The organism is Photobacterium frigidiphilum, assembly GCF_003025615.1.
Classification (GTDB): Bacteria; Pseudomonadota; Gammaproteobacteria; order Enterobacterales; family Vibrionaceae; genus Photobacterium; species Photobacterium frigidiphilum.
Window position 1 is genome coordinate 92,798 of the sequence record NZ_PYMJ01000016.1, and the last position, 22,819, is coordinate 115,616.

Here is a 22,819-nt window from a genome sequence, read left to right on the forward strand (position 1 = left end):
ATTTATTGTCTGTCCGATTTTATTGATTAATTGTCGCTCTACCTAAGTGGTAACACAGACATGACTCGCATGACAAGAAAAAACTTATGATTTCTTTGCAAACAATCTGCATAAATAGGCTTTTTGTGAAACGAAATAGAAGCGTTTCATTAACTTATTAGTATGTAATCTAAACAGGACGATTAAGAATGACTCTTGCGATTGTTCACAGCCGAGCATGTGTGGGTGTTGACGCGCCCGCCGTTACCGTTGAGGTGCATTTGAGTAACGGAATGCCTGCCTTCAATTTGGTTGGGTTGCCAGAAACCACGGTCAAAGAGGCACGAGATCGGGTTCGCAGTGCGATTGTAAATGCAAATTTTGAATTCCCTTCACGTCGACTAACCGTCAACTTAGCCCCCGCCGATTTACCCAAAGAAGGGGGGCGATTTGATTTGCCTATAGCGTTAGGTATTTTGGCTGCGTCGGGACAAATCCCGATGAATAAACTGCACGAATATGAATTTCTTGGTGAACTCGCATTATCGGGCGATTTACGTCCGGTTAAAGGGGCGTTGCCAGCAGCGTTGGCATCAACGAAGGCTGGGCGATGTTTAATTGTTCCTGATGATAATGGCGATCAAGTTGCACTTGTGGGGAAAGATAAACATCGATCTGCTGGCGATTTACTGGCTGTCTGTGGGCATTTATGTGGTCAACAACAATTGCAGTTACGTCATCGAAACGAGGCTGAAATAGCCCAAGACCGCCCTAAAAATGATCGCGATATGCAAGATATTATCGGTCAGCAACAGGGTAAGCGTGCGTTAGAGATTGCCGCGGCTGGTGGGCATAACTTATTGTTTTTAGGCCCTCCTGGTACGGGTAAAACCATGCTGGCTTCTCGCCTGTGTGATTTATTACCTGAAATGGGGCACGCAGAAGCCCTAGAAACGGCATCTGTTGCTTCATTGACTCAGCAGTCATTGCATGAAGGTAACTGGCTTAAACGGCCTTTTAGAACCCCGCATCATTCAAGTTCGATGGCGGCTTTAGTCGGGGGCGGTTCTGTGCCGAAGCCTGGTGAAATTTCCTTGGCGCATAATGGCATTCTCTTCTTAGATGAAATGCCAGAGTTTGGGCGAAAGGTCTTAGATTCACTGCGTGAGCCGTTAGAGTCTGGTGAGATTGTGATCTCTCGTGCAGCCAGTAAAACCTGTTTCCCAGCTCGCTTTCAATTGATTGGTGCCTTAAACCCTAGCCCAACAGGTTATTACGAAGGTAATCAGTCTCGGACTAACCCACAAGCGATATTACGCTACCTTAGCCGTTTATCTGGCCCGTTATTGGATCGGTTCGATATGTCGATAGAAATCCCAGGTTTACCACGTGGCACATTGGCTGAAGGGGGGGATCGGGGTGAGACCAGTGCCGTTATCCAACAACGAGTTCATCATGCAAGAAAGGTGATGTTAGCCCGTGGCGGCAAGGTCAATGCCTTATTGTCTACTCGTGAGTTAGATACGCACTGTGCGCTGGTGAAAGAGGATGCAGAATTTCTAGAAAGTGCATTACATCAACTTGGTTTATCTATTCGGGCTTATCACCGAATCATTAAAGTGGCGCGAACAATTGCCGATCTAGCGGGGAAAGACAAAATTGAGCGCGGGCACCTTGCCGAGGCATTAGGTTATCGTTCGATGGATCGATTATTAAAGCGTTTAACCGCTCAAGTGGTTTGATCAAACGGAGGTGGATGTGGCTTATGAATCAAGGACTTCGTTTAAGGTACTAAGTTGGTTTTCACTGAATACTTGGACGCCTATTCTTGTTAGTGCAGCTGCGGTTAAACCTTGCCCGGTAACCTTTGTGCCATTGAATTGCCCATCGTAAATAAAATGGCTGCCACATGAGGGGCTATTTTCTTTCAAGATCGCGAACTTGATATTATGTTGCTGGCACAGCATGACGGCTTGATGTGCGCCTTGTAAAAAGGCGTCAGTAACATCGATATTGTTCTTGGTTCTGATGGTTCCGTCTGCTTGAATTTCTGCTGGTGGTCGAGGTGTGGGTAACCCGCCAGAAACCTCTGGGCATAATACGATTAAGCGGTCTTGTTGTATCCACTGTTGTAATAAGCTATCGGTCAGCTGGTTATCTTTTCCATCATAACGCACTGGTAAGCCATATAAACAGGCGCTGATGAGGATCTTATCCATAAAAAATAATACCTAATGCGGGATAAAAAGAAGGGGCATATAAGCCCCTTTCTGTACTGCTGTGTACTTGCACGAATGTTACTTTTTAAGTAAGAAATTTACTAACTCGAAGTACTCATCAGAAGATTGTATTTTACCTGTTTGTACGAGGTATTTATTGTTAACGATAAGAGCTGGAACACCTGTTAGACCACTATCTTGGAAGCCTTTATCAAAACGATTAACCATCGAATTAACGGCAAAGCTATTGTAGGCACCATCGAAATCTTCTGCTTTAACACCTTCATCAACGAAGATTTGACGTAATTCCGCATCATTACGTGGTGGCTTTTTCATCCCATGAACGCGATTGAAAAGCACAGGTGTCATCTTGTTATCGATACCGAGAACGATAGATGTCGCGAAAGCTTTACTCATGGATTTACCCATAGAGCCACCCATGAAAGAAACATGATTTTTCTGGAATTTAGCATTATCTGGAAGCTGCTTTTTTAGTTCCTGAATCATTGGCTCAAAGCTATTACAGTGTGGGCAATAGAAAGAGAAAAATTCTGTAACGATCGGGCTGCTTGATTTAGGTAGTTCAAGTACTTTGTAGTAATCGCCTTCAGTAAACTTGGCTGCTTGAACGGAAAAAGATAATAGTGCTACGCTCGCTAGAGCCAAAAGTTTCTTCATCATGTTGCGGTGTACTCCCTGAGTTTTAAGAAATAGCCTTTAGCTACTTTCCATTGTTCTAATTATGTTGTGTTATTTTTTAGGTCATTACCACTGTGGCATTAGTTGCAGCGGCGGTTCATTTAATGTCGCGAGTTGCTCTTTAAATGATAGCACTTGTCCTTCCCAGTATTTTGCATCAGCAAACCATGGGAATGCACGGGGAAATGCAGGGTCTTGCCAGCGTTTTGCCAACCAAGCCATGTAGTGAACCATTCTAAGACCGCGTAAAGGTTCAATAAGTTGCAATTCTTTTGGATTGAAATCAGAAAATTCAGTGTAAGCTTCTAACAAGGTATCAAGTTGTGCGAGTTGCTCATTACGATCACCATTTAATAGCATCCATAAATCTTGGACTGCAGGACCATTACGCGCATCATCGAGATCGACGAATAAAGGGCCATCGCGCCATAAAATATTACCTGGGTGACAATCGCCATGTAAGCGAATGGATTGCCAATCAGAGTGCCAACGTTGGTCTAGCTCTTTAATGAGTAGATCGAGATCTGAGAAAAAAGTTTTTTTGAGGTAGTCAGGAATAAAATCGGCATTTTCTAAAATTTTACGTGGTTGATAAAGGTATTCATCAAGGCTCATTGTGGAACGATGAACAAAGTTTTTACTTTTACCTATGTTATGGATACGGCCTAGATAGCGACCCACCCACTCAAGTTGATCAATATTATCAACTTCATACTGACGACCCCCCATACTTGGAAATAAGGTAAAACGATGACCTTTAAAATGCGTTAAAGTCTCACCCGAAAATACGATAGGTGCCGCAACTGGAATTTCTTGATCTGCTAACTCGAGTGTAAAATCATGTTCTTCTTGAATCTGCTCGTTAGTCCAACGTTGTGGACGATAGAACTTTGCCACGTAGCGGGCGCCATCATCAGCTTTAAACTGATAAACCCTATTCTCATAACTGTTTAGCGCCAGTAATCCTGATTCGGCATACACACCCACACTGTCGAGCGCATCGAGTAATAAATCAGGTGTGAGGTCAGAAAAACTAAAGCTTTGTTGAGTCATTGCGGCAACATCCAGAACCAAATTAGTGATGTATCTTATACCATCATAATAAAAAAGGGCCCTGTTCTGGCCCTTTTATTGATATTACTGATTAAGTGAGACTAGCGGAGTTCACCAATAAAACGACTTTCAGTGTGCAATGTCGTTTCATTATCGCCTACACCTTTATGTAAAATAAAAGTGATATCGACAATTGGCGCTTTCATAACATATGGGTCAACGCCTAAGCTGATTGGCAAGGTATAGATTTCACCCGCAGAAACGTTTACGGTTTGAGCGCCATACCATTCAATGTCTTCTAGCCCTTCGACAGATAGTGAATAGGTGGTGTCTTGCTGGGTTTTATTCAGGATCTTCAAGGTGTAAGTATTTTCAACCAATCCTTCATTATTGATTCTAAATAGCTGGCTTCTATCACGGAGCACATCCAGCCCCATGGGTTGGACCGAGGCGATTAAATAGAAAAATAATCCGCCCATCACCAACATGACTGCGCCATAGCCGATTAATTTAGGACGCATTACATGGGTTTTATGTCCTTCTAGCTTGTGTTCAGTGGTATAGCTGATCAGCCCTTTTTCATACCCCATACGATCCATGGTTTTGTCACATGCATCGACACAAGCACCACAGTTAATACATTCATATTGCAGCCCATCACGAATATCAATGCCCGTTGGGCAAACCTGAACGCATAAATCGCAGTCAATACAGTCGCCTAAGCCTAGTTCTTTTGGATCTTTCTTGCGAGAACGAGGGCCACGGGCTTCGCCTCGTTCCTCGTTGTAACCGACAATATAGGTATCTTTATCAAACATGGCGGATTGGAATCGTGCATACGGACACATGTGAATACAAACAATCGATCGCATCCAGCCTGCGTTGGCATAGGTACATACTGCAAAGAACAGTACCCAAAAACCCGCCCAGAAGCTGACATTAAACGTGAAAAAATCGACCACTAAATCTTTAACGGGGACAAAGTAACCGACAAATGTAAGCCCTGTTGCGAGTGCCACTGCCCACCATGCGATGTGCTTGAGGATTTTTCTACCCAGTAGCTTTTTGGTTAGCTTGAGTGAATCTTGCTTACGGCGCTTATTGGCCGAGCCTTCTAGTTTTTCTTCGAACCAGATATAGATAAAGGTCCAGACTGTTTGCGGACAGAAATACCCACACCAAACACGCCCTAAAAAGGTGGTAACAAAAAAGAGTGCGAACGCGGCAATCATGAAAAACGATGCCAGAATGGTGAGATCTTGTGGCCACAATGTCGTGCCAAAGAAGTTAAATTGCTGCTGACCGATATCTAACAATATTGCTTGTCGATCACCATAAGGAATCCAAGGTACGCCCATAAAGAGCACCATTAATAGCCACCCCATCCGCTGGCGAAGTTGTTGATAAACCCCTTTTACGGCACGGACATAGATTTGGTTGCTTGGATTAAAACGATCTGATGTGCCTTTATGTGTTTTGGGGTTAAATTGTTGAGGGGTGATATCCTTTATTTTGATTTTCTCTTGGCTCATGACATTACTTTCCTTGGATTTCCTTGCACTGACACAGCAAAAGGATCGGTTCAGATACGTTGCCTGACCGTTAAATGTAAATAATTACCGATAGATGTTATCAGTTGATTATATAACAGTCATTTTTCTGATTACTCTAACAAGGTCATAGTTTCAGCAATAGGTGCAGATGACAGTCCAAAAGGGTGTAACAGATGAGGAATTAAAATAGGCTGATCTGATGTTCAGCCATGTTTTATGGGAGTCAGTGCTTATTTGATAATGCCACGTGCACGAAGAATGGCGGTTTTGAAGTCATTTTCACAATCTTTAGCGATGCCTGGGATCATGGCATTTTCGTCGCTATTACGCATTTTTAGATGGTAAATCAGGATATCGTCGGTTAAGTCTTCTAATTTACCGTCATACTTTGCTTCTTCTGCTAGTTTCAGTAGATATTGAACCAAATTTAGCTCTGAATTTTTTTTCCATTCAGGGTGGATTAACTCGATAAGCTCGTTTACACGATGCGTTTTCATTACTTTCTCCAAATTAAGGCTGAGCGAATATTGTCATAATTTTATTATGGATTAATTATATCAAATAATGCGTTGATTCAAACTGGAGATAATGACGGAATAGGCTTATTGGGAATGGATGTGAAAAAGAGATTCGATTAGATAAACAAAAGGCAGTGAAATGATCACTGCCTTTGAGTTACATCATGAATACTTACGCAGCTTGTTCATCAGTAACCGGATTGGTTAAAACGGGCTGAGAGGTTGGCATTGCATGAATATCAGCGGTGCTTTGCGGTACATTTTTAGGTTTAAATGTCGGCGCATGAGCGGTACTGCGTAAACGTGATGGACTTCGAGGGGTACTTCTTACATACCTGACGGGAGATGCGGGTCGCATGATTCACCAATAGTCAGGCTCATCCGTGGCCAGAAAGAATAAACAATCATTGAGCAGGGGGTGTCCCCATAGGCAAAGCCCATCCAGAACAAAATGACCGGGTTGTTTGGTATTATTTTCGGCGCTGAGAATAGCAGCAAGGTGTCGATAAGTCGAGCTATCTATCAACAGAAGATGATGGTAATTATGCTGATATTTGGCTGAAAATAGAGAATGCGTTGTTATGTGTAGCAACTGTGAAGATAAGCGGTTCCAGCACCGTGACTTTGTGATGTAATGCGCAATATAAAAATTGGCAACTATTATAAAAATAGCCGTAGAGGGAACATTGATGGAACAGCAGAAAAGTGTACTCAATCGTAATTTGTCTTATAAGTTAGCAGAATCGATTGGTCGAAGTATTTTACAAGGGGAAAACGCCCCAGGTGATATTTTACCGGGTGAAATTGAACTTGGTGAAATGTATGGTGTGAGCCGTACTGCGGTACGTGAGGCGATTAAAATGCTTGCTGCGAAAGGCATGGTACATCCTCGCCCCCGTATTGGTACGCGTGTATTACCGAAGCGTAATTGGAATTACTTGGATCAGGACTTACTGGCGTGGTTAAGTTTTAGTGAGCATTCAGAGCTGGTTGCAGAATTTCAGCAGGTTCGTATGACATTAGAGCCAGAAGCAGCGGCATTAACGGCATTAAATGCGAGTGATGCTGATCGTGAAGAGTTACAGTATTTAATGCAAGAAATGCATCTGCTAGGGGATGATTTTAATCAAGATAAATGGATTGAAATTGATACTCGTTTTCATCAGTTAATTTATTTTGCATCGGGTAATCATTTTATAAGCCCATTTGGTAATTTGTTTAAAGCTGTATTTGAAAACTATTTCCGCATTATTACTCGTGAGCGCTTACTTAAGTTAGATATACATCAGCAAATTGTTGACGGTATCATCGCTCGCGATCCCGATCGCGCACGTCAAGCAACCGTCGACTTACTTAAGTAATCAATAACCTTGTTGGTATCAGTTGCCTCAAAAATGACAATGAATTTTTAAAGAACTTGCGGTTTTGTTCCTACCTTTGCAAGATAAACAAACTGATTTCATATGATTCTTTAACCGTTTCATTGTCACTTTAACAGGAGTTCACATGTCTTTCTTTCGTAAGAGTTTTGCAAGTTTAGGGATTGGTGCTGCAAAAGTTGATACTGTTTTAAAGCATGATGTATTGATTCCTGGTGAAAACTTACCCGTGGTGATCCATGTTCAGGGGGGGGCAACCGAGCAGCAAATAGATAATATCAACGTACAACTATGTTGCCGTTATATTGATGAAGTGCCTGTCAGTCGTGGTGATAGTGAACATCGTAAAGAAAAAAGACCGCAAACCTGTGTTTTAGCGACATGGTCGTTGCCAGAATCATTTGTCATTGGTGTTAACGAAGCGCGTGAATTTGACGTTAATTTGGAGTTGCCATTCAATACCCCTGTGACAATTGGGGATGCGAAAGTGTGGCTAGAGACTTACCTTGATATACCTTTAGCACGCGATCCTAAAGATACCGATACGCTGACTGTGCGTCCTGAACCATTGATGGATGGTGTTTTTACCGCATTAGAAAACGCAGGGTTACGTATTCTTCAAGTGGAATGTGAAGCTGCTTCTGGGTTTGATTTACCGTTTGTACAAGAATTTGAATTTGTACCCGTATCAGGGCCATATCATGGTCTTTGGCGTGAGCTTGAAGTTGTCGCTTATCGAGATAGTGATGGGTTGCAACTATGGTTTGAACTCGATCGGCGCTTAAAGGGGGTTTCAGGGATGTTATCGGGGTTTTTAGGTCGGGGTGAGTTGAAGCGTCATTGCCATATTTCAGCGCAATGCACACCGACTGAAGCTGGCCAGCAAGTACTCGATTACCTCGATCAAACAACCTAATATTGGGTTGGCCCTTCTCGTAAATAGAAGTGGCGGATGTGTTGATATTTATGAGTATAAAAATTCAGCTTACACGTGTACCCTGAAATATGTCATACTGCTTTTCTATTGAGCATTAACGCTATCGGGAGCTGAGAATGGTAAAGAGTGTTGCGCTGAAGCAAGGTTATTCGGTGGCAGAAGAAATTGCGAATAGTGTTAGCCATGGTTTAGGTTTAATTTTCGGTATTGTAGGTTTGGTACTGTTATTGAATCAGGGCAACGCAGCAAATGCTGGTTTTATGAGTATGGCGAGCTTGAGTATTTATGGTAGTAGTATCATTTTACTGTACCTTGCTTCAACGCTTTATCATGCGATCCCTTATGAACGTGCTAAGCGGGCTTTAAAAACGTTTGATCATAGCGCTATCTTTTTATTAATTGCTGGCACTTATACTCCTTTTTTATTGATCTCTTTACGTACCCCATTGGCTATTACCTTAATGTCTGTCATATGGGGACTTGCCATTATCGGCATTGCTCTCAAAATTATCTTTGTGTACCGGTTTAAGCGCTTATCTTTGATTACTTATCTGACTATGGGTTGGTTATCTGTGATTGTGATCTATCAGTTAGCGATCTCAATTTCGACTGGTGGCTTAGTATTATTGGGTTTAGGCGGAGTTATTTATTCGTTAGGGGTGTTTTTTTACGTGAATAAACGCATTCCTTATAACCATGCGATTTGGCACATGTTTGTGTTAGGTGGAACGGTCTGCCATTTCTTTGCCATTTATTATTACGTTAAACCGATTTAATGACTCCAAGTAGCCTTAGCCCCTTCTTATTCTCGCTGAAATAAGCACCTTGAGTTAAGTTATTAGGCATATACGCTTTGGTACAGATAGAAAAAAAGAGAGCATATATGCTCTCTTTTTCATTGGTAACAGTATGTTAGTCGCGCCAAAACGCAGGAAAAAAGACCACGAGTACAGTGAGTATTTCCAAGCGACCCATTAACATCCCAATACTTAATGTCCATTTAGCCATATCAGGTAAGCTGGCAAAGTTACCGGTTGGGCCAATAATATTTCCCATTCCAGGGCCTACATTGGCAACGGCGGTAACTGCACCTGTAATACTAGTGACAGGATCTAAGCCAAGTATGCCTAATATCGCGGCAATAACCACAATGGTCAGAATAAAAGTCAGCGCAAAAGCCACAACCGAGCGCACGATGCCATCAGTGACTGGGCGACCGTTATAGCGTTGGATAAAGACACCTGAAGGATGAACCAGCTGCATCATCTGTTTGCGTAACAAGGCAAAAGCGACTTGAAAACGGAAGATTTTAATCCCCCCCGATGTCGATCCCGAGCACCCACCCACCAACATAATGAAAGCAAAAATAATGCTGGGTAACGGCCCCCACGAAGTAAAGTCATCAAGACCAAACCCTGTTGTCGTCACCACAGAAATGATATTAAACAGAGACACACGCAACGCATCAAGAAAGTCGTAGTCCAGCTTCCACGTTAACCAAAGTGCGACAATGAACCCTGCTGATAGTACTAATAAAGTGAAGCCTCTTACTTGGGCATCTGCAAATAGAGCTCCTGGGCTTCTTTTACGCAGTGCTTGTACAAATAAGAGAAATGGCAAACCACCCGCGAACATAAAGAAGGTTGCGACCCAATGTGTGCTGTGGGAGAAGTTATTCATTGAGCCATCAGAGGTTGAATAGCCACCTGTTGATAAGGTGGTAAAAGCATGGTTTATTGCATCAAACGTATTCATGCCTGTCATTACAAAACCTATGATGCACAATAAAGTTAAGGTTATGTAAACATTGACTATATTCTTAGCAACACTTTTGGTTCTCGGTGAACTCTTTTCTGACCAATCTGACGATTCGGTTTGGAACAGTCGCATCCCACCGACGTTTAACATGGGTAGAATGGCGACGCCCATTACAATAAATCCAATACCACCTAGCCATTGTAACGTTGAACGCCAAAGCAGAATGCTGGGTGCCATATCATCTAACCCACTGAGCACCGTTGAGCCCGTTGTCGTAATGCCCGACATGGTTTCGAAGTAGGCATCGGTAAAGCTGATGTGGTTGATGAAGACAAAAGGCAGTGCCGCAAAGGCGCTGGAAATTGTCCACACTAAGGTTGTGATCAGGAACATCTCCCTGACCCCTAGCTTAAATTCTTTGGTTTTACCAAATGTTAGACATAGAAAAGCCACGGTATGAGTAATAATAACCGCGGTGGCGAAATCGATGAACCCACCAGTACCTGTAAAAAAGGCAACCAGAGTTGGGATGTACATGAAAAGGGCGATTTTAGATAAAACCAACCCGATCACGAACATTATGGGACGGAAATTAACCATAAGTTATAGGAAAAATGGACTAGGTTGGAAGAGACGCTCAACATCAGGGATGTATTTTTTGTCGACGAGGAACATAACAACATGATCATCTTGTTCAATCATGGTTCGGTCGTGAGCAATTAAGACTTCATTACCACGGACGATCGCACCAATGGTTGTGCCTGGTGGTAACTTAATTTCACCAATGGATCGACCAACTACTTTTGAGGTGCTTGAATCACCATGAGCAATCGCCTCAATCGCTTCAGCGGCTCCGCGACGTAATGACGATACATTTACAATATCGGCTTTTCGCACGTGGGTTAATAATGCTGAAATCGTCGCTTGCTGTGGCGATATTGCAATATCAATCGCCCCACCCTGCACTAAATCGACATAAGCCCCGCGCTGAATAAGCACCATGACTTTTTTGGCACCCATGCGTTTAGCAAGCATGGCAGACATGATGTTTGCTTCATCATCGTTAGTCACCGCAATAAACACATCAATTTGTTCGATGTGCTCTTCACTTAATAACTCTTGATCGGATGCATCACCACAGAAAACGATGGTGTTTTCGAGCATTTCAGACAGGCTTTCAGCGCGCTCAGGATTACGTTCAATGAGCTTAACACTATAAGCCTGTTCTAATCGACGGGCGAGACCTGCACCAATATTACCGCCACCGACGATCATTAAACGCTTATAAGGTTTTTCTAGACGTTGAAGTTCACTCATCACCGAGCGAATGTGATTGCTGGCTGCAACGAAGAATACTTCATCATCGGCTTCAATAATGGTGGTGCCTTGAGGACGAATCGGTTTGCCTTGGCGAAAGATAGCCGCAACACGGGTATCTATATGTGGCATGTGCTCACGTAATGCTGATAATGCATTACCGACTAATGGCCCACCGTAATACGCTTTAACGGCAACTAAACCGACTTTATCTTCGGCAAAACTGACAACCTGCAGTGCGCCAGGGTATTCAATTAAGCGTTCGATATACCCTGTTACCAGCTCCTCTGGGGCAATCAAGTGATCGACAGGAACAGCATCTGATTGGAATAAAGAATCTTTTTCTTTAAGGTATTCCGGAGAGCGGATACGAGCGACGCGGTTAGGGGTATTAAATAAAGAAAATGCAATTTGACAGGCAATCATATTGGTTTCGTCAGAATTGGTGACCGAAACTAACATATCAGCATCCTGAGCCCCAGCTTCACGTAGAGTACGTGGATGGCTCGCAAAACCCTGTACAACCCGAAGGTCGTATTTATCTTGCAGTTCTCGCAGACGTTCTGGGTCTTTATCAACAATCGTTATGTCGTTGTTTTCACCAACAAGGTTCTCTGCCAGTGTGCCACCGACCTGACCTGCGCCGAGAATGATGATTTTCATAGCATATGCCTGATTAAAGTATTCTGTGTAGGTTACTACGCTTCTAACTCAAGAGCATAATGATATGTCTTGAGTTAGAACGATTTAGATTTTTTGGGTACGTTTTGGTGTTAGCTTTTTTGCAGAACAGCGTAGTAGAAACCATCCATATCAGATTCACCCGGTAAGATCTGGCGACCAGGTTGTTCCATATCACTATCGGCTTCTTGCCCACGATTGATCAAGGTTGCATCGGCCGTGCGGGCAAGGAATGCTTTCACTTGTTCACTGTTTTCTTGTGGTGTAATCGAACAGGTTGCATACACCAAGGTGCCACCAGGTTTCAGCTGTAGCCACATAGCATCAAAAATCTCAGCTTGAAGGATTGCGAGCGCTTCAATGTCGCTTGCTCGACGTAACCATTTAATATCTGGATGACGACGAATAACCCCCGTGGCAGAACAAGGTGCATCGAGTAAGATGCGGTCAAATTTTTCACCGTGCCACCAATCTGCAGGGTAACGTGCATCGGCACACAATACTGTTGCATCAAGCTTCAGACGGGCAAGGTTTTCATAAACGCGGGTTAAACGGCGTTCATCACAGTCAATGGCAACCACTTTAGCCGTTGGTTGACGCTCCATGATATGTGCAGTTTTACCACCAGGAGCAGCACAACAATCAAGAATCAGTTCGCCAGCTTGTGGTTGTAAGAAATCGACGGCTAATTGGGCGGCACCATCTTGTACTGATGACCAGCCATCAGCAAAACCAGGTAGTTTGCTCACATCGCAAGGTGACAACAAACGAAGTGCATCAGCGGCTTCTGGGTGTAAGTCTGTCTCGATGCCAACGTCATTAAGTAATGCGCGGTATTCATCGCGAGTATGGTGTTGGCGGTTTACGCGTAGCCACATTGGGGCTTTGGTATTATTTGCCGTAACAATCGCTTCCAACTGTTCTGGGTAGCTAGCTTTCAGCATTTTTAATAACCAACCTGGATGGCCATATTTACCGGCATCGTGGCTGACTGATTGTGCATCTAGCTGTTCTTGTTGGCGCTGGTAGTTACGTAAAATGGCATTAATTAAGCCACGTAGCTGGGTTTTCTTTAGATCTTTAGTGGCATTAACTGTTTCTGCTACAGCAGCATGAGCGGGAATGCGCATGTGACCTAGTTGGTATAGGCCCACTAAAATCAAATGATGGAAAACACGTTGCTTACCTTTTAAAGGCTTGTCCATTAGATGAGTCGTAATCGACTCTAAACGCGGTAACCAGCGTAATACGCCGTAGCAAATCTCTTGCAGCAAAGCATGATCGCGTTCTCGAATGTTTTGCTGGGCTGCTGGTAGTGCTGCGGAAAGGGATTGCCCCTGATCAACAACCTGAAAAACAACCTGGGCAGCTGCGGCTCTTACGTTCATGCGTATTTCCTGAATTTATTTTTAACGACGTGGAAAATAAAAAAGCCAGTGATGGACACTGGCTTTAAAATTATAATTGAGTGCCAGGTTCAAACCACTCTCGGCGCGAGTTTAGAATATCTTGCGCTTTCATGGCTTTCTTTCCTGGAGGTTGAAGTTCGATAAGGCGAAGTGCACCTTTACCTGTTGCAACCGTGATGCCTTGTTTATCGGCTGATAAAATTGTACCCGGTAATTTACCTTGGTTATCAGCTTCGACAACGGCATGCCATACTTTGACATTTTGTTCAGCAACAGCAAAGTAGCTCATTGGCCATGGGTTAAATGCGCGGATACAACGCTCAATGGCGGTTGCTTCCATCGCCCAGTCAATTTTGGCTTCTTCTTTATTCAACTTCTTCGCGTAATTCGCGAATTCATCATTTTGCTTTTCAGCAATGGCTGTACCTGCGGAAATCTCAGATAGACAGTCAATTAAAGCGTTAGGACCTAATCCCGCAAGCTTGTCATACATCGTTGCACTGGTATCTGTTGGCTCGATAGCTAGTGTGGCGATAGTTAGCATATCACCCGTATCAAGACCTTCATCCATTTGCATGATGGTCACACCGGTTTCTTCATCGCCAGCCCAAATTGAGCGTTGGATCGGTGCAGCACCACGCCAGCGTGGCAAAATAGAACCATGCACATTGATACAACCCAATTTAGGCGTATCTAACACAATTTTAGGCAGTAGTAGGCCATAAGCCACGACGACCATGATATCGGCCTTTAACGCTGCAAGTTCTTGTTGCGCGTCTTCATTGCGCAATGATGCCGGTTGATACACGGGCAGATCATTTTCTAACGCGATATTTTTAACCGGGCTCGCGGTTAATTTTTTACCACGACCAGCAGGACGATCTGGCTGGGTATATACGGCGATAACTTCATGCTGTGAAGACAACAACGCCGCCAGGTGACGGGCGGCGAAGTCAGGTGTACCAGCAAATACAATACGTAACGGTTTGCTCAAGGTAACCTCGGATTAATTAGTCTTTCTCGTTAAAACGTTTAATTTTCTCTAGTTTCTGTTTAATACGCTGACGTTTTAAAGGCGACAGGTAATCAACGAACAACTTGCCAGCTAAGTGATCAAGTTCGTGCTGTACACAGATTGCAAGCAGATCATCAGCTTCGAATGAGAACGGGTTACCATCACGATCAAGTGCTTTGACAGAAACTTCTGCCGCACGAGAAACCAATGCTCGAGAGCCAGGTACAGATAGGCAGCCTTCTTCAATCCCATCTTCACCACGTTTATCTGTGATTTCTGGGTTGATCAGTACCATTGGCTGGTCACGCTCTTCAGAAATATCGATCACCACAATACGTTGATGAATATCAACTTGTGTAGCCGCTAAACCGATACCTTCTTCGTCGTACATGGTTTCTAGCATGTCATCGACGATGTTCTGGATGTCTGGTGTTATTGCTTCAACTGGCTTAGCAATAGTACGCAGGCGTTCATCAGGGAATATTAATACTTGCAATAGAGACATAGATACTCGAAAAAATTAAACTGTGCTGAAAATGAAAATTACTTACTTGTTCTAATTCTAGTCATTTTAAAGATCAAATAACAGCATTGGCTGCATAACATTGTAAGCGATAACGATGGGTGGCAACGATTCTTTGCATTATTGGTGAATAGAATGAACACATTGTAATGCCGTAGATTGGGGGCAGTCAGTAAACTTGCTCGGTATCTAATGTATACGAACGAATAAAAAGTTGAACTGTGCCTAAAACCACGGCCTCCCTGCTGGCTTGCTTTGGACATCCTTTCAAACGAATGCCACCGTTGCTTCTTGTATTTATATTATTCTGCGATTATCTACGAGGAAGGCACAACATGAGGCTGGGCGTCTTATTGTTTATTTTTATTTCTTCATTGTCTGTTAGTTGGGCAAATACTGGGTTACCCATTGTAAAAAAGAATGTTCCTGAGATTTATACTGTCAAAAAAGGCGATACGCTCTGGGATATCTCTGCCTACTTTCTTGATAACCCTTGGTTATGGCCTCAACTTTGGCAGGCGAACGATTATATTCAAAACCCTCACTTAATCTATCCGGGTGATAAATTACATCTGGTATGGATAAATGGTCGTCCGCAATTACAGTTAAAAAAGACCGTTGTGTTATCGCCTCAGATCCGGATTAAACACTCTGCTATTACCACGCTACAAGAAACATTGCTCTTTCCTTATTTAGCTGAAAATAAATTGATCACAGCAAAAAGCGCAGCTCAACTTCCTCGGATTTTGGGAGCGAGTGATGCAAAGGGATATATGTCTCCTGGTGATAGAATTTGGGTAGATACCGAGCTACTGTTAGGCACTGAGTGGTGGGTATATCGTGTCGAAGCTGATTTTACCCGTAACGATGAGACCAAGGCGAAAGTCGTGTCACTCAAAGAGATTGCTAAGCTGAGAACGTCAGAAATACAAGAGAATATGAGTTTGATGACGGTGGAATCTTTTCGTCAAGAGATCAGCCAGAACGATATTTTATTGCCTGCGCCATTAGATAGTGCAGCTGTTGATATGAACTTTTCACCATCAACAGCACCTGCCGAGATTCAAGCCAGTGTGTTAGGGCACTTAGAAGGACATGAGTATATAGCGACATCTCAAGTTGTTGTACTTGATCGTGGTCATTTAGATAACCTCGTGACAGGCAATGTATTACAGCTATTTAGATCTGGTGCGGAAGTAACAGGAGATAAAGGTAATTATGCGTATAAAAAAGCACAAAATTGGTTATCTGCAAAACGACAACTCAGCAGTCTGCATATTGGTGAAGTAATGGTTATCCGCCCATATGAATATTTTAGCTTAGCAGTCGTAACACGTAGCCTAGAGCCCTTTCGTGCTGGTGTGCTTGCGTTACCTCCACATTTAGTTGAATGATGACAACATTAGAAAGTTGGTTAATTTTAGCTGCGGTCCCATATTTAGGTGGTTGTAGAATTAGTAAATTATTGCAATATGCGACGCCAATAGAATTAATCGAGATGCCCGCAGAGCAACTTCGTGCCATTGGCTTATCATCAGCGCAAGTTGCAGCATTGCATAACCCCAAACGACAACGCATTGATCATGCACTAATATGGGCTGAGCAAAATAATCACACCATTCTTACCTTAGACTCTCCTTTTTACCCTGCTTTATTAAAAGAAATATCATCTGCCCCGCCTTTGCTGTTTGTTCGTGGTGAAGATCGTTGGTTACGTGAACCCCAACTGGCTGTTATTGGCAGCCGTTCTGCTAGCCTTGATGGTCGTGAAGCGGCGTATGATTTCTCTGCTGCATTGGTTGCCGCTAATTATGTTGTTACCAGTGGCTTAGCATTAGGCATCGATGGTCAAGCGCATTATGGCGCATTAAAAAATGGTGGTGCGACCGTTGCGGTATTAGGTTCAGGACTTAATCATATTTACCCTGCAAGTCATCGAACTCTAGCCAGTCAAATTATCGAGCAAGGTGCACTTGTTTCTGAGTTTTGGCCCGATGAAAAACCGCGGCCACAAAATTTCCCTCGTCGTAATAGAGTGATCAGTGGGCTGTCGGTTGGTGTTCTTGTTATAGAGGCAGCAGAGCGAAGTGGCTCATTAATTACGGCACGCTATGCTTTAGATCAAGGACGAGATGTTTTTGCTTTACCCGGTTCGATTCATAATCCTGGCAGTCGAGGTTGTAACGCCTTGATAAAATCTGGTGCTAAACTGGTAGAAAGTCCGGTCGATATATTTGAAGAGGTAGGTGCGCTGACGGAATGCGCAATAAATAGCCAAATGAACTTGTCATTGCCACAACCTGAAAATGAAGAATTGCCATTTTCAGCCGTGTTGGCTACCGTAGGCAAAGAAGCAATACCCGTTGATGTGGTTGCTGAACGCTGTAAACTGCCCATACATGAAGTTATGATGCAATTACTAGATTTAGAATTGCAAGGCGTTGTGAGTACAGTGCCCGGTGGTTATATCAGAACGAGGAGGGGCTAGTCATGATGGATATTCTTATGTACCTGTTTGAAACCTATATCCAAAGCGACGTGGAGCTATTGGTTGATCAGGATGAACTTTCAGATGAGCTTAGTCGTGCCGGATTTCATCAAGATGATATCTATAAGGCATTAAACTGGCTTGAAAAGCTTGCTGCTCTGCAAGAAACAGAAAACATACCGTACATGAATAATAGTGCGATAACGTCTATTCGTGTTTATATTCCACAAGAGATGGCTCGAATGGATGTAACATGTCGTGGATTTTTGACCTATTTAGAGCAAATACATGTATTAAGTGCCGATACACGTGAGATGGTTATTGATCGTGTGATGGAACTAGAAACAAGCGACTTTGTATTAGATGATTTGAAGTGGATTATTTTAATGGTGCTCTTTAACGCACCAGGTAATGAAAATGCTTACACTCAAATGGAAGAGCTGCTTTACGGAGCAGAAGATGGATACATTCACTAATTATCGATAACCCTGCCCTAGCGAGTAATATGTAGTATGGCCGGCAAAGTTCACGACCAGTTATTTGATGCTCATGGGCATGCGTTAGAGCAAGAAGAGCCCTGCCCGACTTGCGGTGGGCAATTGCAAACGCGTTATGGTAAACGCGGTCCTTTTCTTGGGTGTTCAAATTACCCTGAGTGCGATTTTATTCGTCCACAGAATCAGAATGATGGGCACATTGTCAAACACCTTGGTAAGCCATGCCCTAGTTGTGATAGCGAACTGGTTTTACGACAAGGTCGTTTTGGGATGTTTATTGGTTGTGCGAGTTTCCCTGATTGCCAGCACATTGAGCCCTTAGAGAAAAAAGCCGACGATACTCAAATTTTGTGTCCAGATTGTCACAAAGGGCACCTCGTTCAACGAAAGTCTCGTTATGGCAAAGTATTCTTTGCTTGTGACCAATATCCAGCATGTCGTTTCGCCGTAAACAATAAGCCTGTCGCACAACAATGCGAAACCTGTGGTTTTCCTCTATTAGTAGAGAAAGATTTTGCTACGGGTATCAAATTGCAATGTGCAGATAAGAAGTGTCACCACATTCAGCAATAATCATTCTCGATCTATTCGGAATTTCCTCTATAATGCTTACGCAATCGATTACGTCACTTAATATGGAAGGAAAGATGATGACTAAGCCATTTGTAGCTGTTTTGATGGGTTCAGATTCAGATTTGCCAGTAATGCAGGCAACGCTTGATGTTTTAAAATCTTTTGAAATTACGACTGAAGTGAAAGTAACTTCTGCTCACCGTACACCAGCCGCAACGCATAGCTATGTGACTGATGCTGAAGCGCGTGGTTGTGGCGTATTTATTTGTGGAGCAGGCTTAGCGGCACATTTAGCAGGTGCTGTTGCAGGTATTACAACATTACCTGTTATCGGAGTGCCAATTGATGCTGGTCCTCTACAAGGGATGGATGCATTACTTTCAACTGCAATGATGCCAGGTGGCGTACCTGTTGCTACCGTTGCTATTGGTAGCGCTGGTGCAAAAAACGCAGGTTACTTAGCGGCCCAAATTCTAGCGACTGGCGACAAAGAGCTAGCATTAGCAGTAAAAGCTGATCGTCAAAAGAACGCTGAAGCGGTTATTGCGAAAGATGCAGCTTTACAAGAGCGTCTAAAGGGCTAAATAATAGCCATGAATTTAAGAGGCGCTCTCTTTAGAGCGCCTTTTTTATTGCATTTAATATGGTTATTAACGAGGTCGATATGGACAACTTGCAGCAAGTTGTATCTGCGTTACAAAGCGGAGAGGTCATTGCTTACCCGACAGAGGGTGTATTTGGTGTTGGGTGTGATCCTGATAATCCACAAGCTATCGAAAAGCTACTTGCTTTAAAACAGCGTCCGATCGAAAAAGGTTTGATTCTGATTGCGGCTAATTATCAACAGCTACAGCCGTATATTGATGATGCCCAGCTTAATGATTTGCAAAAGCAGAAAATATTTTCGACCTGGCCCGGACCTGTTACCTGGGTGATGCCTGTGAAAAAAGATATTTCCCCTTTCCTTACGGGTAAATTTACATCCATCGCTGTTCGAGTGAGTGATCACCCTCTAGTGCAGAAGCTTTGTTATCAGTTTGGTAAACCTATCACCTCCACCAGTGCTAATTTAACCGGCTTACCACCGTGTAAGACTGTGGCTGAAGTACATAGTCAGTTAGGTGAGCACTTAAGTGCTATTTTAGAAGGTGAGACTGGTGGACGTGAAAACCCAACAGAAATTCGAGATGCATTTAGTGATACTGTACTGCGTCAGGGTTAGTGGTTAGCTAGAACAAGGATAAATAATGGAACATGTTGATAAACACGCAGTGAAAGCTTTTTTATTGTCGCTTCAAGATCAAATATGCCAAAGCTTGGAAAGCCAAGACAAGGGTGTAGTATTTGAACAAGATGAATGGCAACGTGAACAAGGTGGTGGTGGCCGTAGCCGTGTTCTTCGTCAAGGAAGTGTGTTTGAACAAGCTGGTGTTAATTTCTCCCATGTTTTTGGTACGAAAATGCCAGCTTCAGCTACTGCTCACCGACCTGAGCTCGCAGGACGCAGTTTTGAAGCGATGGGCGTGTCATTAGTTATCCACCCTAATAACCCTTATATCCCGACCTCTCATGCCAATGTACGTTTCTTTATTGCAGAAAAAGAGGGTGAAGCACCTGTATGGTGGTTTGGTGGTGGTTTTGACTTAACCCCTTTTTATCCTTTTGAAGAAGATTGCCAGCATTGGCATAACACAGCAAAGCATTTATGTGCCCCGTTTGGTGATGATATTTATGAGCAGCATAAAGTATGGTGCGATAAATACTTTTTCTTACCTCATCGTAATGAAACGCGCGGTGTCGGTGGTTTGTTTTTCGATGATTTGAATGAGTGGGGCTTTGAAAAAAGTTTTGCTTATACACAAGCTGTGGGAAATGGCTTTATTGACGGGTACTTGCCTATTGTTCAACGTCGTCAAGATATCCCTTATGGTGAGAGAGAGCGTGAATTTCAGCTATATCGTCGAGGGCGCTATGTTGAATTTAACTTGGTGTATGACCGAGGCACGTTGTTTGGTCTACAAAGCGGCGGGCGTACTGAATCAATACTAATGTCAATGCCGCCATTAGCTCGATGGGAATACTGTTATGAGCCTAAGGCGGGATCGGCTGAAGCAGATTTGTATGAAAACTACCTGCAGCCACGAGAATGGTAATAGTAGGAACTGTTTGAGCTTCACTTAATGCAGTGATAGGGTCGATTTATCGGCCCTTAATTGGCTTCAAGTTTTTTGGATAACGATCACATGGATAAGTACGTTGTTTTTGGCAACCCTATCGCACAAAGTAAATCGCCTTTCATTCATACATTATTTGCCCGCCAAACAGCGCAAAAGATGGAATACACCGCAGAGCTAGCACCAGCAGATGGTTTTAAATCTGCCGCGGATAACTTTTTCTCAGCGGGGGGGCGAGGCTGTAACATCACAGCGCCTTTCAAAGAGGACGCATATCAGTATGCGACTCAACTTTCCGAACGCGCTAAATTAGCCGGTGCCGTAAATACACTCAAAAAATTAGATGATGGTGGTATCTTAGGAGATAACACCGATGGTGAAGGCCTAGTTCAAGACTTATTATTAAATCAAGTTGAACTGGCTGGTAAGCGTATTCTATTAGTAGGGGCTGGTGGAGCTGCCCGCGGTGTGATTTTACCTTTGCTTGCTCAAAATCCTGCCGAATTAGTGATAACCAATCGTACATTATCTAAAGCGCAGCAGTTGTCTGACCTATTTGCGTCTTTTGGTTCTGTTTCGTCGGCTGCAATAGATACACTGAACCAACCGAATTTTGATGTGATCATTAATTCTACTTCTGCAGGGTTAAGTGGGCAGCTGCCTGGCTTGCCAGAAAGTCTGATCAAACATGATATGGTTTGTTATGACATGATTTATAGCGCTCAAATTACCGCGTTCAATTTATGGGCTCGAGATTTAGGCGCAGGGAAAGTAGTTGATGGGCTAGGTATGCTTGTTGGTCAAGCCGCAGAAAGTTTTATGTTATGGCGAGGGTTACGCCCTGGAGCCAAGCAGGTATTGCGAGAGTTACGCCGTATGCTTCAGGAGTAATGAGAACGAGATGAATCAAAATATTTTATTTTCCGACCTTCAAAACTGGGATGATGATAAGCAAGCCATCAATTTCCCTGCCCAGCAAGGTGGAGCGTTGATTACTTGTTGGGTAAGTCTTAAATGGCTGCAGCAACATACCTTGCAACCATTAGTCACTGAAGCTGAGATCCTCGCCGCCTTTTCTGCCAATCGATTTGATTTAGAGGAGTTGGCAGAAGAGCAGATAGAAGATGAAGAGTTTGATAGTGAAGGTTGTATCTTTATAGGTTAAAGATTTTCACTTTCAGCTAAGTACTCATTTTTAAGCCTGACATAGTTATCAGCTGATGTTGGAAGAAAGGCGCGTTCGTTATCAGTTAATGGGCGCGCTTGTTTAACAGGGCTACCTATATAGAGGAAACCACTTTTAAGTACTTTGCCTGGTGGAACTAAACTTCCCGCTCCAATAATGACGTCATCTTCTATAATGGCGCCATCTAATAGAATTGCACCCATTCCGACTAATACACGATGACCGACATGGCAGCCATGTAACATTGCTTTGTGCCCTATTGTCACATCATCACCAATAATTAAAGGATGACCAGTGGGGTTATCGGGTGTTTTCCGTGTGACATGTAAAACAGCCCCGTCTTGTACATTGCTTCTTGCGCCAATTTTGATGTGGTTTACATCGCCTCTTGCTGCCACCAAAGGCCAAATACTGGCATCAGCGTTTAATTCAATGTCTCCGATAAGGACTGCTGAGCTGTCGATATAAACATTTTCATTAATAGTCGGCGTTATTCCTTTATAAGATCGTAGTGCTGAGTGCATAAGAGCTACCTTTATTGAATCCATTACATAAGAGAATAGCGAGGTTGTGGTGTGATTTACATCGATAAATCGACCATTCGAACGATAAGTAGACATCCAAACGAATATGACGGTTTTATTTCAATATACCCCTTGCCAATGTGATCGAAGTCTCTATAATGCGACCTCACTGACACGGAGCACGGCGCTTAGCCAGCAACCTAGTCAGTATGTTCTTTAACAATTTGACCATGCAATCTGTGTGGGCACTCGTGAAATTTTAAGTCGAAAGATTTATCAATGAACTGAGTGACCTTAATCATCGCAAGATGACACAGTCAATTTATGCTTCATTTCT

25 protein-coding genes are annotated in these 22,819 nt (G+C 43.2%); 13 read left to right on the forward strand and 12 right to left on the reverse strand.

The features are described 5' to 3' along the window. The first annotated feature begins 188 nt into the window (after positions 1-188). Positions 189-1,721, forward strand: coding sequence for a YifB family Mg chelatase-like AAA ATPase (locus C9J12_RS16085; RefSeq protein ID WP_107243639.1), 1,533 nt, complete (start codon positions 189-191; stop codon positions 1,719-1,721). Between the two features lie 21 nt (positions 1,722-1,742). Here the strand turns inward: C9J12_RS16085 and C9J12_RS16090 are convergent, their stop codons facing one another. From C9J12_RS16090 to C9J12_RS16115, 6 genes are all read right to left on the reverse strand, one after another. Beyond that, complete coding sequence (locus C9J12_RS16090; protein WP_107243640.1) at positions 1,743-2,198, reverse strand: DUF523 domain-containing protein; 456 nt, start codon at positions 2,196-2,198, stop codon at positions 1,743-1,745. Between the two features lie 78 nt (positions 2,199-2,276). Beyond that, complete coding sequence (locus tag C9J12_RS16095; RefSeq protein WP_107243641.1) at positions 2,277-2,879, reverse strand: thiol:disulfide interchange protein DsbA/DsbL; 603 nt, start codon at positions 2,877-2,879, stop codon at positions 2,277-2,279. 84 nt (positions 2,880-2,963) lie between these two features. Continuing rightward, positions 2,964-3,950, reverse strand: coding sequence for a serine/threonine protein kinase (locus C9J12_RS16100; RefSeq protein WP_107243642.1), 987 nt, complete (start codon positions 3,948-3,950; stop codon positions 2,964-2,966). 101 nt (positions 3,951-4,051) lie between these two features. Beyond that, the gene (gene ccoG, locus C9J12_RS16105) at positions 4,052-5,482 is read right to left on the reverse strand and encodes a cytochrome c oxidase accessory protein CcoG (protein WP_107243643.1); all 1,431 of its coding nucleotides are present in this window, start codon (positions 5,480-5,482) and stop codon (positions 4,052-4,054) included. Positions 5,483-5,733: 251 nt separating this feature from the next. Next, positions 5,734-6,000: a YihD family protein gene (locus C9J12_RS16110; RefSeq protein WP_107243644.1), complete on the reverse strand. Its 267-nt coding sequence runs from the start codon at positions 5,998-6,000 to the stop codon at positions 5,734-5,736. Between the two features lie 193 nt (positions 6,001-6,193). Further along, complete coding sequence (locus tag C9J12_RS16115) at positions 6,194-6,379, reverse strand: hypothetical protein (protein ID WP_081470369.1); 186 nt, start codon at positions 6,377-6,379, stop codon at positions 6,194-6,196. Between the two features lie 331 nt (positions 6,380-6,710). Here C9J12_RS16115 and C9J12_RS16120 point away from each other — a divergent pair, with 331 nt between their 5' ends. The 3 genes from C9J12_RS16120 to trhA all read left to right on the forward strand — a co-directional run bounded on the left by C9J12_RS16120 (position 6,711) and on the right by trhA (position 9,113). Then, positions 6,711-7,382: a FadR/GntR family transcriptional regulator gene (locus C9J12_RS16120; protein ID WP_107243645.1), complete on the forward strand. Its 672-nt coding sequence runs from the start codon at positions 6,711-6,713 to the stop codon at positions 7,380-7,382. Between the two features lie 145 nt (positions 7,383-7,527). Continuing rightward, complete coding sequence (locus C9J12_RS16125) at positions 7,528-8,316, forward strand: sporulation protein (protein WP_107243646.1); 789 nt, start codon at positions 7,528-7,530, stop codon at positions 8,314-8,316. Between the two features lie 137 nt (positions 8,317-8,453). Next, on the forward strand, positions 8,454-9,113 hold the full coding sequence (gene trhA, locus C9J12_RS16130) for a PAQR family membrane homeostasis protein TrhA (RefSeq protein ID WP_011220076.1): 660 nt from the start codon (positions 8,454-8,456) through the stop codon (positions 9,111-9,113). Positions 9,114-9,249: 136 nt separating this feature from the next. On the opposite strand, the gene C9J12_RS16135 is transcribed toward trhA, so the two are convergent. From C9J12_RS16135 to def, 5 genes are all read right to left on the reverse strand, one after another. After that, the gene (locus C9J12_RS16135; RefSeq protein ID WP_107243647.1) at positions 9,250-10,695 is read right to left on the reverse strand and encodes a TrkH family potassium uptake protein; all 1,446 of its coding nucleotides are present in this window, start codon (positions 10,693-10,695) and stop codon (positions 9,250-9,252) included. Between the two features lie 3 nt (positions 10,696-10,698). Then, a complete protein-coding gene (gene trkA, locus C9J12_RS16140) occupies positions 10,699-12,075 on the reverse strand; it encodes a Trk system potassium transporter TrkA (RefSeq protein WP_107243648.1) in 1,377 nt (458 codons plus the stop codon). Positions 12,076-12,185: 110 nt separating this feature from the next. Continuing rightward, entirely contained in the window at positions 12,186-13,481 is a 1,296-nt protein-coding gene (gene rsmB / locus C9J12_RS16145) for a 16S rRNA (cytosine(967)-C(5))-methyltransferase RsmB (RefSeq protein ID WP_107243649.1), read from the reverse strand. A 70-nt stretch (positions 13,482-13,551) separates the two neighbouring features. After that, a complete protein-coding gene (gene fmt / locus C9J12_RS16150; protein WP_107243650.1) occupies positions 13,552-14,496 on the reverse strand; it encodes a methionyl-tRNA formyltransferase in 945 nt (314 codons plus the stop codon). 16 nt (positions 14,497-14,512) lie between these two features. Continuing rightward, on the reverse strand, positions 14,513-15,022 hold the full coding sequence (gene def, locus C9J12_RS16155) for a peptide deformylase (protein WP_107243651.1): 510 nt from the start codon (positions 15,020-15,022) through the stop codon (positions 14,513-14,515). A gap of 353 nt (positions 15,023-15,375) precedes the next feature. Between def and C9J12_RS16160 the strand changes: the two genes are divergently transcribed. The 9 genes from C9J12_RS16160 (at position 15,376) to C9J12_RS16200 (ending at position 21,937) form a co-directional block, all read left to right on the forward strand. Then, positions 15,376-16,434, forward strand: coding sequence for a LysM peptidoglycan-binding domain-containing protein (locus tag C9J12_RS16160; RefSeq protein ID WP_107243652.1), 1,059 nt, complete (start codon positions 15,376-15,378; stop codon positions 16,432-16,434). Next, positions 16,431-17,528 (forward strand): DNA-processing protein DprA, encoded by a 1,098-nt coding sequence (dprA, locus tag C9J12_RS16165; RefSeq protein ID WP_011220069.1) that lies wholly within the window; start codon positions 16,431-16,433, stop codon positions 17,526-17,528. Before C9J12_RS16160 ends, dprA begins: the two co-directional genes overlap by 4 nt. Before the next feature lie 2 nt (positions 17,529-17,530). Continuing rightward, positions 17,531-18,004: a DUF494 family protein gene (locus C9J12_RS16170; RefSeq protein WP_107243653.1), complete on the forward strand. Its 474-nt coding sequence runs from the start codon at positions 17,531-17,533 to the stop codon at positions 18,002-18,004. 36 nt (positions 18,005-18,040) lie between these two features. After that, positions 18,041-18,598: a DNA topoisomerase family protein gene (locus C9J12_RS16175; protein ID WP_107243654.1), complete on the forward strand. Its 558-nt coding sequence runs from the start codon at positions 18,041-18,043 to the stop codon at positions 18,596-18,598. A 77-nt stretch (positions 18,599-18,675) separates the two neighbouring features. After that, entirely contained in the window at positions 18,676-19,182 is a 507-nt protein-coding gene (purE, locus tag C9J12_RS16180; RefSeq protein WP_107243655.1) for a 5-(carboxyamino)imidazole ribonucleotide mutase, read from the forward strand. An 80-nt stretch (positions 19,183-19,262) separates the two neighbouring features. After that, positions 19,263-19,820: an L-threonylcarbamoyladenylate synthase gene (locus C9J12_RS16185; RefSeq protein WP_193944680.1), complete on the forward strand. Its 558-nt coding sequence runs from the start codon at positions 19,263-19,265 to the stop codon at positions 19,818-19,820. Positions 19,821-19,845: 25 nt separating this feature from the next. Next, positions 19,846-20,751 (forward strand): oxygen-dependent coproporphyrinogen oxidase, encoded by a 906-nt coding sequence (gene hemF, locus C9J12_RS16190; RefSeq protein WP_107243657.1) that lies wholly within the window; start codon positions 19,846-19,848, stop codon positions 20,749-20,751. A gap of 90 nt (positions 20,752-20,841) precedes the next feature. Continuing rightward, on the forward strand, positions 20,842-21,663 hold the full coding sequence (gene aroE / locus C9J12_RS16195; RefSeq protein WP_107243658.1) for a shikimate dehydrogenase: 822 nt from the start codon (positions 20,842-20,844) through the stop codon (positions 21,661-21,663). A gap of 10 nt (positions 21,664-21,673) precedes the next feature. After that, on the forward strand, positions 21,674-21,937 hold the full coding sequence (locus C9J12_RS16200; protein WP_107243659.1) for a DUF1488 family protein: 264 nt from the start codon (positions 21,674-21,676) through the stop codon (positions 21,935-21,937). On the opposite strand, the gene C9J12_RS16205 is transcribed toward C9J12_RS16200, so the two are convergent. Continuing rightward, on the reverse strand, positions 21,934-22,482 hold the full coding sequence (locus tag C9J12_RS16205; RefSeq protein ID WP_107243660.1) for a gamma carbonic anhydrase family protein: 549 nt from the start codon (positions 22,480-22,482) through the stop codon (positions 21,934-21,936). The genes C9J12_RS16200 and C9J12_RS16205 overlap by 4 nt on opposite strands. Positions 22,483-22,819: the final 337 nt, after the last annotated feature.

Coding starts and splice junctions, on each gene's coding strand:
- C9J12_RS16085 (WP_107243639.1), top strand. CDS start 189: ATGACTCTTGCGATTGTTCACAGCCGAGCATGTGTGGGTGTTGACGCG.
- C9J12_RS16090 (WP_107243640.1), bottom strand. CDS start 2,198: ATGGATAAGATCCTCATCAGCGCCTGTTTATATGGCTTACCAGTGCGT.
- C9J12_RS16095 (WP_107243641.1), bottom strand. CDS start 2,879: ATGATGAAGAAACTTTTGGCTCTAGCGAGCGTAGCACTATTATCTTTT.
- C9J12_RS16100 (WP_107243642.1), bottom strand. CDS start 3,950: ATGACTCAACAAAGCTTTAGTTTTTCTGACCTCACACCTGATTTATTA.
- ccoG (WP_107243643.1), bottom strand. CDS start 5,482: ATGAGCCAAGAGAAAATCAAAATAAAGGATATCACCCCTCAACAATTT.
- C9J12_RS16110 (WP_107243644.1), bottom strand. CDS start 6,000: ATGAAAACGCATCGTGTAAACGAGCTTATCGAGTTAATCCACCCTGAA.
- C9J12_RS16115 (WP_081470369.1), bottom strand. CDS start 6,379: ATGCGACCCGCATCTCCCGTCAGGTATGTAAGAAGTACCCCTCGAAGT.
- C9J12_RS16120 (WP_107243645.1), top strand. CDS start 6,711: ATGGAACAGCAGAAAAGTGTACTCAATCGTAATTTGTCTTATAAGTTA.
- C9J12_RS16125 (WP_107243646.1), top strand. CDS start 7,528: ATGTCTTTCTTTCGTAAGAGTTTTGCAAGTTTAGGGATTGGTGCTGCA.
- trhA (WP_011220076.1), top strand. CDS start 8,454: ATGGTAAAGAGTGTTGCGCTGAAGCAAGGTTATTCGGTGGCAGAAGAA.
- C9J12_RS16135 (WP_107243647.1), bottom strand. CDS start 10,695: ATGGTTAATTTCCGTCCCATAATGTTCGTGATCGGGTTGGTTTTATCT.
- trkA (WP_107243648.1), bottom strand. CDS start 12,075: ATGAAAATCATCATTCTCGGCGCAGGTCAGGTCGGTGGCACACTGGCA.
- rsmB (WP_107243649.1), bottom strand. CDS start 13,481: ATGAACGTAAGAGCCGCAGCTGCCCAGGTTGTTTTTCAGGTTGTTGAT.
- def (WP_107243651.1), bottom strand. CDS start 15,022: ATGTCTCTATTGCAAGTATTAATATTCCCTGATGAACGCCTGCGTACT.
- C9J12_RS16160 (WP_107243652.1), top strand. CDS start 15,376: ATGAGGCTGGGCGTCTTATTGTTTATTTTTATTTCTTCATTGTCTGTT.
- dprA (WP_011220069.1), top strand. CDS start 16,431: ATGATGACAACATTAGAAAGTTGGTTAATTTTAGCTGCGGTCCCATAT.
- C9J12_RS16170 (WP_107243653.1), top strand. CDS start 17,531: ATGATGGATATTCTTATGTACCTGTTTGAAACCTATATCCAAAGCGAC.
- C9J12_RS16175 (WP_107243654.1), top strand. CDS start 18,041: ATGGCCGGCAAAGTTCACGACCAGTTATTTGATGCTCATGGGCATGCG.
- purE (WP_107243655.1), top strand. CDS start 18,676: ATGACTAAGCCATTTGTAGCTGTTTTGATGGGTTCAGATTCAGATTTG.
- C9J12_RS16185 (WP_193944680.1), top strand. CDS start 19,263: ATGGACAACTTGCAGCAAGTTGTATCTGCGTTACAAAGCGGAGAGGTC.
- hemF (WP_107243657.1), top strand. CDS start 19,846: ATGGAACATGTTGATAAACACGCAGTGAAAGCTTTTTTATTGTCGCTT.
- aroE (WP_107243658.1), top strand. CDS start 20,842: ATGGATAAGTACGTTGTTTTTGGCAACCCTATCGCACAAAGTAAATCG.
- C9J12_RS16200 (WP_107243659.1), top strand. CDS start 21,674: ATGAATCAAAATATTTTATTTTCCGACCTTCAAAACTGGGATGATGAT.
- C9J12_RS16205 (WP_107243660.1), bottom strand. CDS start 22,482: ATGCACTCAGCACTACGATCTTATAAAGGAATAACGCCGACTATTAAT.